Source organism: uncultured Campylobacter sp. (assembly GCF_947255105.1).
Classification (GTDB): domain Bacteria; phylum Campylobacterota; class Campylobacteria; order Campylobacterales; family Campylobacteraceae; genus Campylobacter_B.
The window spans coordinates 1-15,945 of record NZ_CAMYFP010000018.1 but is presented as its reverse complement, the minus strand read 5'-3'; the positions used below and the strand labels follow the sequence as shown (position 1 = coordinate 15,945).

15 protein-coding genes are annotated in these 15,945 nt (G+C 32.1%); 4 read left to right on the top strand and 11 right to left on the bottom strand.

Going from position 1 to position 15,945, the window contains the following annotated elements:
- Positions 1-548: 548 nt before the first annotated feature.
- From Q0X52_RS07430 to Q0X52_RS07395, 8 genes are read right to left on the bottom strand one after another with little or no spacing between them, the layout of a single operon-like run.
- Positions 549-2,912: a TIGR03986 family CRISPR-associated RAMP protein gene (locus tag Q0X52_RS07430; RefSeq protein ID WP_269493292.1), complete on the bottom strand. Its 2,364-nt coding sequence runs from the start codon at positions 2,910-2,912 to the stop codon at positions 549-551.
- Between the two features lie 3 nt (positions 2,913-2,915).
- Positions 2,916-3,356 (bottom strand): TIGR04423 family type III CRISPR-associated protein, encoded by a 441-nt coding sequence (locus tag Q0X52_RS07425; protein WP_269493291.1) that lies wholly within the window; start codon positions 3,354-3,356, stop codon positions 2,916-2,918.
- The gene (locus Q0X52_RS07420; protein ID WP_269493289.1) at positions 3,340-4,728 is read right to left on the bottom strand and encodes an RAMP superfamily CRISPR-associated protein; all 1,389 of its coding nucleotides are present in this window, start codon (positions 4,726-4,728) and stop codon (positions 3,340-3,342) included. The genes Q0X52_RS07425 and Q0X52_RS07420 overlap by 17 nt, the downstream gene beginning before the upstream one ends.
- Positions 4,725-6,131 (bottom strand): hypothetical protein, encoded by a 1,407-nt coding sequence (locus Q0X52_RS07415; protein WP_297576562.1) that lies wholly within the window; start codon positions 6,129-6,131, stop codon positions 4,725-4,727. The genes Q0X52_RS07420 and Q0X52_RS07415 overlap by 4 nt, the downstream gene beginning before the upstream one ends.
- Entirely contained in the window at positions 6,128-6,649 is a 522-nt protein-coding gene (locus Q0X52_RS07410) for an RAMP superfamily CRISPR-associated protein (protein ID WP_297576560.1), read from the bottom strand. The genes Q0X52_RS07415 and Q0X52_RS07410 overlap by 4 nt, the downstream gene beginning before the upstream one ends.
- On the bottom strand, positions 6,646-8,193 hold the full coding sequence (locus Q0X52_RS07405) for a hypothetical protein (protein WP_297576558.1): 1,548 nt from the start codon (positions 8,191-8,193) through the stop codon (positions 6,646-6,648). The genes Q0X52_RS07410 and Q0X52_RS07405 overlap by 4 nt, the downstream gene beginning before the upstream one ends.
- Before the next feature lie 8 nt (positions 8,194-8,201).
- Positions 8,202-8,939: a CRISPR system precrRNA processing endoribonuclease RAMP protein Cas6 gene (gene cas6 / locus Q0X52_RS07400; RefSeq protein ID WP_297576556.1), complete on the bottom strand. Its 738-nt coding sequence runs from the start codon at positions 8,937-8,939 to the stop codon at positions 8,202-8,204.
- 46 nt (positions 8,940-8,985) lie between these two features.
- Positions 8,986-9,147 (bottom strand): hypothetical protein, encoded by a 162-nt coding sequence (locus Q0X52_RS07395; protein WP_297576554.1) that lies wholly within the window; start codon positions 9,145-9,147, stop codon positions 8,986-8,988.
- Positions 9,148-9,958: 811 nt separating this feature from the next.
- Between Q0X52_RS07395 and csx2 the strand changes: the two genes are divergently transcribed.
- Complete coding sequence (gene csx2 / locus Q0X52_RS07390; protein ID WP_297576552.1) at positions 9,959-11,176, top strand: TIGR02221 family CRISPR-associated protein; 1,218 nt, start codon at positions 9,959-9,961, stop codon at positions 11,174-11,176.
- Positions 11,177-11,180: 4 nt separating this feature from the next.
- On the opposite strand, the gene csx20 is transcribed toward csx2, so the two are convergent.
- The 3 genes from csx20 to Q0X52_RS07375 form a co-directional block, all read right to left on the bottom strand.
- Positions 11,181-11,549: a CRISPR-associated protein Csx20 gene (gene csx20, locus Q0X52_RS07385; protein ID WP_297576550.1), complete on the bottom strand. Its 369-nt coding sequence runs from the start codon at positions 11,547-11,549 to the stop codon at positions 11,181-11,183.
- Positions 11,546-12,706 (bottom strand): TM1812 family CRISPR-associated protein, encoded by a 1,161-nt coding sequence (locus Q0X52_RS07380; RefSeq protein ID WP_297576548.1) that lies wholly within the window; start codon positions 12,704-12,706, stop codon positions 11,546-11,548. The genes csx20 and Q0X52_RS07380 overlap by 4 nt, the downstream gene beginning before the upstream one ends.
- Positions 12,707-12,815: 109 nt before the next feature.
- Positions 12,816-13,790 carry a WYL domain-containing protein gene (locus Q0X52_RS07375; RefSeq protein ID WP_297576546.1) on the bottom strand — a complete coding sequence of 325 codons (975 nt, stop codon included), beginning with the start codon at positions 13,788-13,790 and terminating at the stop codon, positions 12,816-12,818.
- A 205-nt stretch (positions 13,791-13,995) separates the two neighbouring features.
- Here Q0X52_RS07375 and Q0X52_RS07370 point away from each other — a divergent pair, with 205 nt between their 5' ends.
- The 3 genes from Q0X52_RS07370 (at position 13,996) to Q0X52_RS07360 (ending at position 15,785) form a co-directional block, all read left to right on the top strand.
- Positions 13,996-14,310, top strand: a complete 315-nt coding sequence (locus Q0X52_RS07370; RefSeq protein WP_297576544.1) for a CRISPR-associated endonuclease Cas1 — start codon at positions 13,996-13,998, stop codon at positions 14,308-14,310.
- Positions 14,310-14,585: a CRISPR-associated endonuclease Cas2 gene (cas2, locus tag Q0X52_RS07365; RefSeq protein WP_297576542.1), complete on the top strand. Its 276-nt coding sequence runs from the start codon at positions 14,310-14,312 to the stop codon at positions 14,583-14,585. Before Q0X52_RS07370 ends, cas2 begins: the two co-directional genes overlap by 1 nt.
- A gap of 768 nt (positions 14,586-15,353) precedes the next feature.
- Positions 15,354-15,785 carry a hypothetical protein gene (locus tag Q0X52_RS07360; RefSeq protein WP_297576540.1) on the top strand — a complete coding sequence of 144 codons (432 nt, stop codon included), beginning with the start codon at positions 15,354-15,356 and terminating at the stop codon, positions 15,783-15,785.
- Positions 15,786-15,945: the final 160 nt, after the last annotated feature.

Genomic DNA, 15,945 nt, shown 5'->3' with positions numbered 1-15,945 from the left:
GTTTCAATCCCCTTAAGTCGGGTCAATCTCTTTCAATGAAGAGGAAGCAGAATCTCATTGGTTACTATGGTAGCTAGTTTCAATCCCCTTAAGTCGGGTCAATCTCTTTCAATAGCCTAAACTATTATAACTCCTTCATAAAAGACAATCAAAATTATACTAAATTTGCCTTTCTAAATCCTTATATCATCTAAATTTCAAGCAAAAAGTTCGCAAACCTAGCTAAATTTACAAAGAGCAACTTAGGAATTTAAGCTATCAATTTAATAAAACAGCCTAAATTTGGCACTTTCAAAAAATAAAAAGTTCGCAAATCAAATTTAAAAAAGCCAAAATTTTTAGATTTGCCAAATTTAAGTGAAAGTTAAGTTTGGAGATACCCTTAAAATTAATATTTGAAACTTAAATCAAACTAAAAGTTCGCAAACCTAGTGAAATTTACAAAGAGCAACTTGGGAATTTGAGCCATCAATTTAATAAAATACCTAAATTTGGAGCTTTCAAAAAATAAAAAGTTCGCAAATCAATTAGTAAATATGTTGATAAAATCACTCAAATTTTTTAAAAATTTCATCTATCTGGCTCTCTTTGAAAATCTTTTGCAGCTCTGCCTTTCTTCTAAATGTCCTAACTCTCTTTTTGCTAGCATCTTTTGCTAAGTTTTCGATGTGACTTGCGATTTTGGCACGATTGTCATCGTCTATATTAATCTTGCTTTTATCTAGCTTTTTTAGAAGCATAGTTATCTCATCTAAGCTAGGAAGCTTTATGATATCCATGGCATTTGCGCTATCGCTAGGCTCTACTTTACTCTCTAAACTTAGCCTTTCAAGCTCTTTTTTTGCCTCATCTACAGAGTCGTGATCTGGATAGGTTTTGATGTGCTTTTCTATCATCTCTTTGTAGTATCTGTTTTGCTTGCTTTTGGTTATAGAGTGCCAATTATCCCAAGCTTTTTTATCTTCTTCTTGCTCTTTTTGTTGTTTTATCTGTGTGTTTATCTGCTCTAGTTTTTCTTTTGCCTCTTTAGTAAAGTCGCTATCTGGATAGTTTTGGATGAAGTTTTTCAAAATATTGATATCTTGTGTATTTTGGATAGATTGCCATTTTTGAATAATTGCTTTGTTTTTTTCTAAATTTTCAAGCTCCTCTTTGGAAAGTGAGAGTTTAAAGCAACTATCATCAAAATTAACCAATGAGCTATAAGATTTTAGATACTCCCTTTTTGTTTTTGCCTTTGAAAACTCGCCAATATCCATATATTTCAAAGCAAAATCGCCCTTACTCTCTTGCTCCATCGCCATAGCTAAAAGCTCTTTTAAAGAGTCATTTTTTTCTAAATCGCCCCAATAAGGAATTTGTTTTAATATCTCTTTTTCAAAAGCGGCTAAATACTCCTTTATCTCATCTTGTGATAGGTTTGTTATCTCGATGGTGCATTTTCCATAGCCATATGGCTTTGCAAAGCCTAAGTTATAAAAGGTGTTTTTGGTATTGTGAAAAGTTATGGCTGAGATGAGCGCTCCGATTTCTGCCTTTTTTAGGTTGTGGAATTTAACTTTGCCGCTAAATTTGGTCCCTTTGTCAAGTGGCGCGAAAAATGACTTTACATTTTCTGAGCTTTCTTTTTCTTTTGTAGTAGAAACTTCGCCGCCTTTATGAACTGGATATCTTTTTCTACCTGCAATCTCAAATCTATCATCCATATAGCTCTTTAATTCGCCTCCGGATTGTTTGATATAATTTGGATAGTAAGAGGCTCTTGGCGTTCCTAAAATCTCACCTCTTGAATCAAGTTCTTTTGGACTACCCAAAGCAAGAAAGTGGCTAAAATAAACTCTTCCTTTAAGTGCTTCTTTTGTATCTTTGTCGGTATATCCAAATATGGCTTGAGTTAGGTCTAGTGAGCTTTTTGTGTTTTGGAGAATACCTGCTGAAATGCTGTGCTTATAAATGATTTTATACATATATGCAAGTCCAAAATGAAGAAGCTCGCCCTTATCATCTAGCTGGAAAAATACCGGCACTTTTCCTGCATTTTTAAGTTTTTCTTTCCAATACCCCCAGTCGATCGACTCTTTTGGCTCTGTTTTTCTATCGTCAAAGTAGGCAAATTTGAAGTCTTCCATCATCTTTTGTGAAACTAAAAACTCTTGTTTTATCTCATCAAAGAAGATAAACTCATAGATCTTTCCAGATGCTTTTTTTCCATCTTTAGCTTCTTTTCTAGCACCTGGCTGACCTGTAAATACGATAGTTCCAGCTTTTCCACTGTTGTCTTGTATATAGATATCTCTTGAATAGCTTTTTTTTAAATATCTAAATTTATTTTCTAAATTTTTGCCTTTCAAAAGAGAGTCTTCATACTTATATTTAGCAGTTTTTAGCTCTTTGTTTTTATTTTTATTTTCAAAATAACCATCTCTAAATTCCTTAGAAAACTCCATATTGTAAATTTTATCAATCTCTTTTTGACTAATTCTACCTGGAATACCACAATCTTGTATAAAAAAATCACCATCTTTTTTATATAGCCAACCGCAATATGTAGGCTTTCTCATCTGCTCCATATAAAAATTTTCACCTTTTGAGAAGTCTCTAACAGCGTAAGTGCTATCATCAAAATCTCTAAGTTTAGAAAAGCTAATTATCTCTAAAACGCTTCTTATAGTGCCTTTTATGCTTGTAGCAGGGATAAAAAACTTGCCGCCAATGTTGCAAAACTTCGTCTCTTTTTCTTCTCTATCTTTTTTGCTATTTGCAATAAAAATTGGAGAATGCGCAGTTATGCTTAGCTCCAACTCTCCACTTTGTCCATCTCTAAATGGGATATCATGGCTAATATCTTTTGCCCAAGATGGATAAAATACTTTTTTGTTTAGTGGGGCAAAATTATAAGGTGCTTTTATCATCTCTTAACTCCTTTTTATCTCTTTGCTAAAACCGGCAAAAACAACTCTGTCTAATATAGGCGTTTTAAACTCATCTAAGATATTGCCCTGCATATCTTTGGCAAATCCACCTTCAAATTTGTAAATTTGAGCCATTTTGATATAAAGATTTGAGATGTTACTTTCATAAATTTCAATATCATCATCCAAAACAGCATCTAAATTCGTCTGGCAAATTAGCCATTTTCCATCAAGCATTTTTATAGAGACACTTGTTTTTGTAGCTTCATTGTAAAAATACGCTTCGCTTATAAAACCACTCTCATCACTTATTTTTAGAGATTTATCTATGAAAAGATCTTTACTGGTGTCGAATTTTCTATTGGAAAACTGCACAAAGCCATCGTAGTTTTGTAAATTTGAGTTTATATACTCTATCACCTCTTTTTTACTCTTTAGTATCATGCACAAATCCTTTTTGTGTTATATCTTTGCCATTTTTAAAAACTTTGCCACTAAAAAATCCATGTCCTTTTGTAGTCGCCCCGCCAAGTGGAAGCATTCCGTTGCAGATATCATTTAGCGCATTTTCAAAGGCCTTTTGCTCTTTGCTGTCTATATCATCATAAACTAAAATATCCAAGTTTATGCTCTTGTTATAAATTGAGGTTTTTTCTTGAAACAAAGCTCCATCTTTGGCGCCACCTCTAAATCTATCAATAGCAACATGTTCAAAAACTCTCTCATCATCTACTTCGATAAACAGATCACTCATTAAAATTTTGCCCTTTTTGCCATCTAGAAAGTCTTTGTTGCCCTTTTGTGTGCCAAATATAGATATAAGATTGTTATGTGTATCACTATCGCCAATAAATTTAGAATCAAGCAAATTTAGATGATAGATACTTCTATGCAAAATCGCACCTTTTATGCTACTTGCAGGAAGTAGTGTCAAGCTCTCTTTTATCGCTCCTTTGCCGCCATCATAACAAACAATATGCTCTTTTACCGGCATCATATCAGCTTGTGAATCTCCAAAGCCACTTCCAAACATAAAAAAGTCATCTGGTTTTAGCTTGAGAGTATATCTATTTAGCTTTTTTGTATCGCTTCCAAAAACAGATAGTTTTGAAATTTGAAGCTCATTTAAGCTGTTTTTTAAAGAGCAATTTAGAGATGATGAAGTATTTCTATACTCATTTGAGTTGATATTAAACTCCTGCCAAGATGAAAGCTCGTCCAAAACTCGCACCGCCCCAAAGCCTTTTGTAACTCCACCACCTAGTCTAAAAGTCTCACTTTGCAAGATAAATATAATATCTCTAAGCTCATCTTTAAGCTCTTTTTTATCTTCAAAAATCTCTATCCTAAATTTAAACCTTGTTCCTTTGAAAACTATCTCTTCATCAAATTTGCCACTATCTTCAACTACACCCTTATCATTTATGCGGTTGTGATCTCTTACTGGAAGTTCCCTAAAATAGTTTAAAAAATCGCTTTTGTTTTCTAGGAGTAGCTCTTCGCAGACTTGCATATTTTCATCACAAAGCAAGGCATTTGAGATGACAATTCTTGAGCCTTTTGCATCTTTTTCGCTCTTATTAGGAAGAATTTGTTTTTGCTCCTCTATATCATCGCCAAAAAGAGAATATATGGCCTCATTTTTGATAAATTTAGAGCGGATTGCGCCCGATATGGAACTACCCAAAATCATAGGCAAGCCATTCCAATCCCTTTGGACTGGGCTATCAAGTAGAAAGTCTATATCGCTACTTCCTACATTTAGCGGTGTAGTCATTTCGATAATTATATTTGATATGATGCTTTTTTGACTCATTTGCTATCCTTTCTACATCTTGCAGACAGAAGTCTTACAAACATTTTTTTATTGGACAGAGATTTAATCTCTTTTATAAGTCCTTCGCCACAATTTTCCCACTGCTTTTTAGATACGCCTTTTTTGGTAAATTCTTCAATATTTTTAAGTAGTTCATCATCATTTTTTGATCTGATTGCAAAGTTGTTTATCGCGCCCCATTGAGAATTTGTAGGATTTTTATCCCCGTATTTAAATGCTTCAACCCTATCTATTAGTTCCAAAAACTGAGTATCTTCTCTCTCTTTTTGAGATAGAAATTTTATAAGATTTGTCTGTGGCTCTTTTGTGTTTTTTGACTGCTCTTTTTTAAATTTCACTAAATTTTCATTGTTTTTATTTATATTAAAGTTTGAATTTGAGCTATCTTTTACATCTAAAAATTTAGGATTTACCAAAATAGCACCAAAACCCTCATTTTGAAAACTGCCGATATACTTAGGAATTTTCTCATCTTTATCTAAATTTTTAATAGTTATAACGCTTCCCTTTTTTATAAAATACCTCATCATCTCGCAAGAGATTTTTTTTGCATTATAGGGGATATAGTTTCCAACCTTTATGTGAGAATTTCTAAAGTCTATCTGCCCGCTTTTTAACCCCAAATCAGAAGCACTTCTTAGCAAGGTAGGATTTCCAAACTCATCAAAAAGCGCTATTCTAGACTTTGCGTAGATGTAAGTTAAATTGTCATTTGGCTTAAAACTATCTATTTCGTCGTTTAAATTTGACTTTTCTATAAGAACTCTGCCATATTGTGCTGTTTTGGACTTGCCAAGAAGTTGCTCACCTAGTAAAAACTCCTCTATTTGATCTAGTGTTTCATCGTCGCTGCACTCTATGCTAAATAAAAATTTAAGCCCCTTTTCAAAAGAGGTGTAACCAAACATATATCCATCTTTGCTTCTTCTATTTTTTTCATCGTGAGCTGACTTTTGGGAATAGTTGTAGTTAAAGTTGTGCGAAAAATAGTCCTCATTTATGTAGCCATCTCTAAGTTGTTTTAGCTGCTTTTGCTCTTTTATTAGCTTTTTTTGTTCTTCTTCATCGCTCAAAAATAACCTATTATAATATCCCTCTCCAACCTTTAAGTTGCAAAAACAAAGTGGAATTTTATAGCCTGGCTTTAGCACTATTTTGCTCTTATCTACTAAACTCTCTATTAGTATATCTCCATCGCCAAATTTAACTTCGCCTGAGTGAAAAACATAAAATGGATCTTTAAATTTATCATAGTTTCTAGCTACCATTCCCAAAAATGCATTGCCTGGTATAAAGTCTAAATTTGGACTATCTCCCTCAGTATTGACACTCGCTTTTAGTATGATATCGCTTTTAAACTCGCATGTATAGTATCTTTTCATCTCTCATCTCCAACTATTTTAAACTCACATCTTCCAAGGCCGCGATTTCTATTTAAGCCCATCTGCTTTATGCTCTGAAGAGATTTGATGATAAGTTCCTTTTCATCTGTCTTTATAAAGCCACTTAAAGTTAGTGGTATAACAACTTCAAGCTGTCTTAAGCTCTGATCTTTGGCAATGCCATTTTCATCTATCCTAGTTTGTGAAATTTTGGCAAAAAGATATTTTTTCAAAGAGTGATTTTTCTTAAGATATGCGACCTCATCTTCGCTAAGTGTGGCGTTTGAGAAGTATGAGTTTGCCTCAAAATCTCCCTCACCTCCAAAAATATGTTTAATTTTCTCTTCGTTTGACTCTATCACTCTGAAATACTGCCTTACTAGCCCTTTTATCGTCTTTCCAGGAACATATGGAAGTCCAAATTTATCCTTAACGACAATGCTATCATACATAGAACCTGCACTATCGCCACTGCCCAAATGCCAATAATCCAAAAATTTAATACAATACCTTATCACTGCTCATCCTTTTTGTCGGTAATAGAAAAATAGGAGATAATGTCATAAAATGGCGTGTAGCACGATAGTTTGTCATCTTTTATCCTAACTACAAAAGGATTTGTAAAGCTAAACTTATCGCCAAATTTAAACAGATCTTCAAACTCTTTTGTCGTAAAATCATCGCTACCACTATTTTTAGAGGCAATCATCTCAGAAATTCTTTTAAGCCTTGTTTTTGAGTTGGTGTAGTTATCTGCCAAAATATCTAAATAATCCCTTAGTCTAGACTTTGGAGAGTTGTTTTTCATAAACAGCTTTACAAGCTTCAAAAATCTATCTGCTGTTATAAATGAACTATCCCTAACATCCTCTTCATTGATAAAATATGGTCCAAAATTTAGCCCAACATCTACATTGTTATACTCTTTTTTTGTCTCTTTGCCGATAAAAACTTCGCCGATACCCAGCTTTTTAATGATATTTCTAAAGGTTAGCTCTGTGGCGATGAGATTTTTATAGTTTGAGACACTAGAGCTTTGGATATTGTGAAACATAATGCTTGATGGTGGTAAATCTTTGTTTATCGCCCTGCTTTGCTCTTTTGCATAAGAACAAAGGCTCTCCGCCAAATTTATAGCATAGTGAAACGGAAATTTATGGTTGCAAAATGCTATTCCAGCACACATTGTAAGCTTGCTATCTTCTGCATTTTTAAAGGAAAGTTTTTGAGCGCTTAGTCTTTCAAATGCCTTTATAAAATTGCTAGTAAGCTCTAATGCTATATCGGCGCTACATATGATAGCCAAGTCATCGCCGCCTAATATCACTTTTCTGATGTTTTTATATCTTTTCTTTTCTTTAAATGGTTTTATCGCCTCTTCAAAGGCTTTTTGCGTAATCTCTTCTAATTTTGCTGAAAAGTTTTTATAGACATCTTTTACCTCTTTGTCTGTTTTTGCCTCTTTTAAAAGAGTGGCTATTTTAATGCCAAGAGAGTTGCCATCAGCGTGGATAATGGCGGTTTTGTTTTTGGAGTTTTTGGGTATTGTTTTTATCTCTAGTCCTGCAATATCATCATATTTTTTTATGTTGTCATTGTAGTAGTTATTTTTTTGAAGTGTTAGCAAATCTGCATCATCACTAGCTATCATCGGTCTGCCACTTTTTGGCGCCATTTTGATGAGAAAATTTGAAAAATCAAAAGGCAAATGCGCTCTGTTTCTTTCAGTATTTAGCTCTCTTTCTAGCTTTTTAAATGCCTCTTTAAGCTCTCCATCTTCAAATTTAACTATACTTTGGCAATTTTCTACTCCACAAGCCTTTTTGCTAAATTCTCTCCTTAAGGTTAGCACCAACTCTAGAAGTTTGTTTTTTTCATCTTCTTCAAATACAAGCTTTATATTACCAGCTGCATTTATGATGATATTTTTGCCATACTCTTTTTTATCAACTTCAAAGCTCTTTATAAGTCCGCTTCCACCTATGATTGATCTAAGCTCGTTAGTAGAAAAGATCAAGTTTTGGATATCTTTTACACTAAGTCCATATAGATATTTACTCATATTTGCTCCTATTTGTTGTATATCTCTATCTTACCAAGTCCAAACGAACACTGCTTGCCAACGCCCAAAATCTCACCTAAAGACAAAATCTTAAAACTCATCTCATCAACTTCATCAAGCAACATCTCCCCAACAATTCCACCAAATTGCATCTTTGTTTTTTGTCTGTTGCTCCATCTGTCAATATCTAAAAAGTATAAATTTTTGGATAAAACTCTATAAGATGGGCTAAAAGCTAGTGGCTGCAATGCTTGGTGCTGCATAAAGGTAGCTTTTTTGTAGATGGATGAGATGATATCAACAACATCGATATCATCATCTCTTACAAAGCAGTTTTGTTTCTTGATGCGAAGTGGAGTTATCAAAGTCAAAAGTAGTTTTTGGCTATAAATTTTAGGTTGAAATATGCAAATTTCATCACAAGATATCTCAAAGCTTTTCTGTTTTTTCCTATCAACTCCAAGCCCAACATTGATAAAAAGAGTCTTTAGAGCCGATATTATCTCATCTTGATAGTTGCAAAGCTCTTCAAAAAGATAGAGATCAAACTCATAGCTTTGCATACCCAAACGAAAGTCAAATCTATATAAATTTGTAAAATTGTTAGTTGCGTAGAGCTTCTCAAAAAGAGTGGCATTAACGGCTTTTAGTGCATATCCAAAACCACCCCTAAGCTCACTACCCATAAAGTATGGCGGTATATCTTCTGTGTTGATTTTAACTGAGATTTTTAAGTATTTTATCACGCTCTTACCTTGAGATTTTGATATTTTACTACATCTTGTTACGTGATTATACATTTTTATTAAGTTTAAAGTCAAACTCTTTGGTAAGTGAGTTTATTGTGAGTTTATACTTTTTTCTGTTGTAGAGCTTTTTTGACTGGACACGCTTGGTAGCAAGAGTTATCTCCCCTTTTTGAGCCAGCAAAACATTAAAATCTCTTTTTTTCATCTCAAACCTTTCTAAATTTCAATCTGAATCAACTTTTGCAAGTTAAATTTGATCTAAATTGTAGAGTTTTTTGATGACAAAAAGTGTCCTTTTGCAATTTTATTTAAATTTATAATTTTCAATCCCCTTAAATCGGGTCAATGTCTTTTCATATGCAAGAGCTTCTAGTTCTTACAGAGTTTGATGATATGCGTTTCAATCCCCTTAAATCGGGTCAACGTCTTTTAATAAGAATGCATCAAGAACATGAACTCTATATACTGTTTCAATCCCCTTAAATCGGGTCAATGTCTTTTAATAGCCTAAACTATTATATCTCATTCATAAAAGACAATCAAAATTATACTAAATTTGCCTTTCTAAATCCTTATATCATCTAAATTTCAAGCAAAAAGTTCGCAAACCTAGCTAAATTTACAAAGAGCAACTTAGGAATTTAAGCTATCAATTTAATAAAACAGCCTAAATTTGGCACTTTCAAAAAATAAAAAGTTCGCAAATCAAATTTAAAAAAGCCAAAATTTTTAGATTTGCGAAATTTAAGTGAAAGTTAAGTTCCATGGTATCGCTAAAATGGGCAGTTGAAACTTAAGTTAAACTAAAAGTTCGCAAACCTAAATTTAAAAAAGTTAAATTCATAGATTTGCGAAGTTTTTTTTCATCTTAAATTTATCAAAGTCCCAAATTTAGCCACCAAAAAGTTCGCAAATCAATTAACAAAGATGTTGATAAATCAAGCTTTGAATGTTGGATAGAGTATTGTTTTTAAATTTCAAAAGCTATAATGTCTAAAAAAGTTTAAAGGATTTATATGGCTAAAGTTTTGATAACCTCCATAGGCAAAGGTAGGAGCAGTCGTGGCTACAACAGAGCCAATTATGAGATAGATGGCAAGGTTTATGAAGATGAAAAATTTATAGCATCGGCTCTTCATAAACATATAAATTTTGATAAAGTTTTTATCGTTGGCACTAGTTTTTCCATATGGGAGGCAGTTTATGAAGATCTTGGAAATGGCAGTGCCGATACTAGTTATAAAATCTTAGAAGCCCAAGAGGAGAAAAAGCTAGATGCACTAATCCCACTTATACAAGACCAACTAGATAAAAATCTCAATACAAAAGGCTCTAAGTGCTACATCATCAAATATGGCGTAAATGAAGATGAGCTTTTGGAAAATTTTAACTATTTTTTGGATATTGCCAAAAACCTAAACAAAGATGATGAGATCTATCTTGACATAACGCACTCTTTTAGGTCGCTTTCTTTGATGAGTTTTGTAATGAGTGAGGCGATTTCAAATTTACGCGAAAAGCCACTAAATATAAAGAGCGTTTATTATGGTATGTTTGAGTATAGTGCTGAAAATGACGGTGTTACTCCTGTTGTGGATCTGAAGATATTTTTTGAGTTTTTGGACTGGTCAAAAGCTATACGCAACTTCAAAGAGTATGGCAATTCGTCGGATTTGCTAAGGCTTGTTAGCGATGATGAGAATTTATCTAGCTTTAGGAAAAATTTCATCTACTTTTCAAATGCCCTAAATATGTCCAACATGAAAAGTATCAAAGATGCACTCCGCACCAAAATCAAGCCAAAATTATCCGAGCTAAAAGAGGCTAAAAATAGGATATATGAGCCAATTATTGATGAGCTTGAAAGTTTTGTGAAGTGGCTTGATGTTGAGTCCTTTGCGCTATTTCAATACAATCTTGCAAAATGGTACACCAAAAACAAAAACTACGCACTTGGTTATATGGTCTTGCAAGAGGCTATCATATCGGCAGTTTGTGAAGACAGCGGCTTTGATGTGGAAAATCAATCCGATAGAAAAGAGGCACAAACAATTATTCTAAGTGCTGGGGAAAAAGACCCAATCCGTAAAGCATATAAGAAGATAAATCCAATAAGAAACTCCATAACTCATGCATTTGAGTGTGATAAAAGACAAAAAGATAGCGATGCGATTAACAATCTAGATAGATATTTAGAGCAGCTAAACAAGCCGCTTTTTAAAAAAAGAAGATAAGAACTTAGTATTTTCTAAATCTAACGTGCTTAAAAGTGCTTATCTTGACACCATCTTTATCCACTTTAACATCTCTTTTTGTTGTGGAATAGACAGGAATTAGCCCTAGTTTTAAGCAGTAGTTTATGAGGATATAACAAAGTCCAAAATCGCCTTGAATCAAAGCATAGTCGCCTTTTTTGGCAGTTTTGTCTAAAAGCTCTAAAAAAGGCTTTGCAAAGTCGCTTAGATCGGTAATTTCTGGAGAGACATTTGAAAAAAGAGTTTGTAAATTTGGCTCAAGCTTTATAAACTTATCTACCTTTAAATTTGACTTTGCATCATTTATTTGATCTTCATTTAGGCTGTGCGAAAAAAACAAAAACATCTTCATCTGCTTTCCTTCATCGCCTCTAAAATCTTTTTAAAATCATTTAAATTGCTTGAGATAAAGTCGATATTTATAGTGATTAGATCTTGATTTGGGTGAGCTATGTCGTTTCTTGCTCTGTCTATCTTTGATAAAATCTCAGATATTGGTTTGTGATAATTTTTAAAAATGGATTTATACTCATCATCACTAAAGCCCTTTTTTATAGCATTTCTTCTATAATAACAATCTCTTTTATCAGAATATGGCTCTTTTATCATCACTCTTTTTTCTTTTTTATTTCTCGTATAATCAAGGATAAAAGTTGGCTTTACCTTTTTTATGTAAGATTCCAAAAAGGACAAAATACTTTCAAATAAAAATTGTAGCGATGAAGAGAATAAATTCTTGTCTTTTAGATACTCGCAAAAGCCCAAAAGCTGGAGATATTCTGGCTCATTTCTTAAAATAATGATTTTGTTGATATCTGTTTTTAAGTTATTTAGGCTATTTTGAAAAAGTGTATTTTTGTTTTGCACAATAGAATTGTTTAGATCGATAGCCGAATTTATAGCATCGATGTATTGGTTAAAAAGCAAATTATTGCTCAAATTTGAAAGCAATTTAGCTATTTTTTCTATCTCTTTGCTGCTGTATGATATAGTAGCAACTCCGCCATTTGCGATATAGGTATCAACTAAAATAGTCAAATTTGAAGCATCCAAAGAGTTCTCAAAACTTTCAAATTTAAATTTATTCAATGCAAAATCCATAACATTTGCATAAAAGATATGTTTAGGTTTGATAGTTTTTGACAATATGACCGATAAAAACATCATTATTGGATGGTGTCTTTTGCCCTGAGTTATATCTAAAATAAACTCTTCATTTTCTTTTATGCCCAAATATGAAAGTAAAACTGTGCTTAACTCTTTTTCATCTTTGTTTGCTTTTTCTGCCATATCTTCTAAATTTATAAATAAAAACTCGCCTACTTGTTCTTTAAGCTCATCTAACTTATATTTAGTTTGCGATGAGCCAAGCAATATAACATTTGCTTTACCATCTATTTTAAAATGTTCCTTAAGGGCTAAAAATGAGTATTTGCCTTTGTAAATTTTGCCATCTAGCTCATATTCGGCTTCGTTTGGATTTGTGCCGACGGTTGCTATTAGTTTCATTTGATTCCTTTTGTAAATTGACATTGCAAAGAAAATTATCGCTCTTTTTTTATCTCATGCACAATGATATAGATTTAAATAGACAAAATATGTCTTTTTAACAAATTTATTATTTATATCTCTCATAGGCATTTTTTAGGCTATTTTTTACTAAATTTCTAAGGCCGATTGGCTCTATAACCTCAACCGCAGTTGACCATCTTAATATAAAATACAACAGCTCCAAATCCTGCGTAACAGTGTATTCAACCAAAAGCGAGCCATCATCAAGCTCTTTGGCTATATTTTGTGAGTTAAAAAACTTCTTAAATTTGAAGTATCTAGCAACACTCGAATCTACTTTTATAATGGCTTTCACTGGTTTTGGATTGATGCTATATTTTGCAAATGGAGTTTGCATATCTTCTATAAATTTCTCTATATTTGGATCTCTTGATTTGAAAACTTGCGGTGTGATTTCAAGCTCTTGCATATAGTTGATGCGAGGTTTATATATCTCATTTCTATCTGGAAAATGACAAATTAGATAAAAGTTTTCATTCATAAAAACGATGCAGTAAGGATTTGCCAAACCCTCTATGATATCATCGCCTTGTCTAAATTTGATCTTGATTTTTTGTCTGTTTTTGATAGCTCTTTCTATTTTGCCCAAAAGTTTTAGGTCATTTATCTTTTCAATAGGCTTATTTAAAAAAAGATAGGTATCTTTTATCTCTTGATTTATCTTTTCAAAAGCCTTTTTTTGGCTCCTATCAAGCTTGAAAATCTCCTTAAAATCGCTACTATCGGCAACCAAAGAGTATAAAAGTCCAAAAGCTCTTAAACTATCTCTATCCCAAAAGTTTTCAAACATCTTTTTGTTGGCTACGCTATACTCCATAAAGCCATTTGAGTCCTTTTGTTTAAGCGGTTTAAAACCTTTTTCATCTAAAATTTCAAAGCTCTCTTGCAGATCTCTTTCTATAGTTTTCGTAGAGACTCCATACCATTTTTTGTTTTTCTTAAGACTATCTATCGTTAGTTTTTTGCCATCATTTAAAAGGTCAAATATCTCAAGAACTCTCTCTATTTTGCCGGATTTCATCATCTCTCCTTTTTGGTGGCTATTATACTCTATAGTTTTGATAAATATCAACTTTTATAAAGTAAGATTAAAGTTAGTTAGATTGTAAAAACAGCCATTTAAATTTCAAAAGGAGTAGTGAGATAAGCTCTGAAGAGTTTAAACAACCTTAACTCAATAGCTCTACAAAATGAAATTTAACTAACAGCTATTTGCTAGAACTGCTTTGCATGCACTTGATGAGAGAAAACCAACTCTTAGTTTCGATATGATAGAAGAATTTAGAACTTTTATCGTAGATAGAGTTATAGTTTCGATGATAAACAAAAACGAACCAATGGCTCTAAATAAAGATGGATTTTTAAATGACAAAACAAAAAAACTTATAGCTCAAAATATAAATGAAAAATTAGGAAGCTACATAACCTACAAAAAACAGGTTGTAAAAGTAGAAAGCATCATAGAAAAACAGTGCTATGCCTTATCAAATTTCGTAAACGAAAAATCAAATAGTTATAAGTCATTCATAGGGAAATTTTAATGAAATATCTCATAACTTATGACATCATAAGCAACAAACGAAGAAAAAAAATAGCTGATATTTTAGAAGGTGTTGGAAAAAGAGTAAATTTAAGTGTTTTTGAATGTGAATTAAACGATACCAAACTAAAGCATCTCAAAACAAAGCTTTTAAAACAAGCCGATCCAAAGGCAGATAGTATAAGAATTTATAGGATCTGTGAAAATTGTGTCAAAAAAAGCTTTGGACTATGCATGGGAGATGATATATTTGCGGATATGGATTTGTATATATAATCTTAGAATTTTATCAAATTTGCCCCTTTTTGATTTGCGAACTTTTTGCTGGTTAAATTTGGGACTTTTATAAATTTAAGATGAAAAAAACTTCGCAAATCTATAAATTTGACCTTTTTAAATTTAGGTTTGCGAACTTTTAGTTTGATTTAAGTTTCAAATGCCCATTTTACGGGTATCGCCAAACTTAGCTTTCACTTAAATTTGGCAAATCTAAAAATTTTAGCTTTTTTAAATTTGATTTGCGAACTTTTTATTTTTTAAAAGTACTAAATTTAGGGCATTTTATTAAATTGATAGCTCAAATTCCTAAGTTGCTCTTTGTAAATTTCACTAGGTTTGCGAACTTTTTGCTTAAAATTTAGATGATATAAGGATTTAGAAAGCTAAATTTGATATAATTTTCATTGTCTTTTATGATGGAATTATAAGAGTTTAGGCTATTGAAGGACATTGACCCGACTTAAGGGGATTGAAACTATATCCTCTACTAGACTCATCAACTACGGCTGCATATTAAAAGACATTGACCCGACTTAAGGGGATTGAAACCCTGCTTGTCTATATTGATAATCTTCTTCTTGTGGCAACTTTAATTAAAAGACATTGACCCAATTTAAGGGGATTGAATTTATTTTCTCACTCGTTCTTTCCCAAAAGGACAAATTTTGGGTAGCTGTTATATAAAATACTCCTACTATTAAATTAGCTTGGGGTATTTATTTTTATTGTAAAATTAATAGTAGGTAATTTATGGAATGCTAAAAAATGAATAAAAATATAAAAAAAGATTTAAATAATAATAAGCCACCTTACCAAATAATTAATCAAAGGAAAATATTTAATCTATTTTTTGTAGCTATTATCTTTAGCCTGTTTTTGCTTGGAAATTTTATTATTTTATTTGAAGTGCAGTTTTCTATCGTGTCGAAAATTACAGCATTTTTCGTATCTGTTTTTTCATTGCTTGTTTTGTATCAATCACTATTTTTTAAATATGTAAAATCATATGAAGATAAAATAGTTATAAAATATTTATTTTTAGAAGAGATTATTATTTTTAGAAAAAATATTATAAGTGAAATAGATTTTAGAAGACCATTTTTTGATAATAGTTTTATTTTTATCGTAAGAGGAAAAATAAGTATTAAGATTTTTGTAATACCCTGCTTAATAGATACAGAATATTATGATTTATAAAATAAACTCAAAGGATGAAAAATGAGCTGCCTGGATTTGACAATGTAGGAAGCAAGCCATATCCTGGAATCGCAAAAGATACTTGCAGATTTCACTTCCCTATAAAAGGTAAGCAAATCTTACTTATAGATGATATTTACACTATCGGTTGCAATGTTGA

Coding starts and splice junctions, on each gene's coding strand:
- Q0X52_RS07430 (WP_269493292.1), bottom strand. CDS start 2,912: ATGATAAAAGCACCTTATAATTTTGCCCCACTAAACAAAAAAGTATTT.
- Q0X52_RS07425 (WP_269493291.1), bottom strand. CDS start 3,356: ATGATACTAAAGAGTAAAAAAGAGGTGATAGAGTATATAAACTCAAAT.
- Q0X52_RS07420 (WP_269493289.1), bottom strand. CDS start 4,728: ATGAGTCAAAAAAGCATCATATCAAATATAATTATCGAAATGACTACA.
- Q0X52_RS07415 (WP_297576562.1), bottom strand. CDS start 6,131: ATGAAAAGATACTATACATGCGAGTTTAAAAGCGATATCATACTAAAA.
- Q0X52_RS07405 (WP_297576558.1), bottom strand. CDS start 8,193: ATGAGTAAATATCTATATGGACTTAGTGTAAAAGATATCCAAAACTTG.
- Q0X52_RS07395 (WP_297576554.1), bottom strand. CDS start 9,147: ATGAAAAAAAGAGATTTTAATGTTTTGCTGGCTCAAAAAGGGGAGATA.
- csx2 (WP_297576552.1), top strand. CDS start 9,959: ATGGCTAAAGTTTTGATAACCTCCATAGGCAAAGGTAGGAGCAGTCGT.
- csx20 (WP_297576550.1), bottom strand. CDS start 11,549: ATGAAGATGTTTTTGTTTTTTTCGCACAGCCTAAATGAAGATCAAATA.
- Q0X52_RS07380 (WP_297576548.1), bottom strand. CDS start 12,706: ATGAAACTAATAGCAACCGTCGGCACAAATCCAAACGAAGCCGAATAT.
- Q0X52_RS07375 (WP_297576546.1), bottom strand. CDS start 13,790: ATGAAATCCGGCAAAATAGAGAGAGTTCTTGAGATATTTGACCTTTTA.
- cas2 (WP_297576542.1), top strand. CDS start 14,310: ATGAAATATCTCATAACTTATGACATCATAAGCAACAAACGAAGAAAA.
- Q0X52_RS07360 (WP_297576540.1), top strand. CDS start 15,354: ATGAATAAAAATATAAAAAAAGATTTAAATAATAATAAGCCACCTTAC.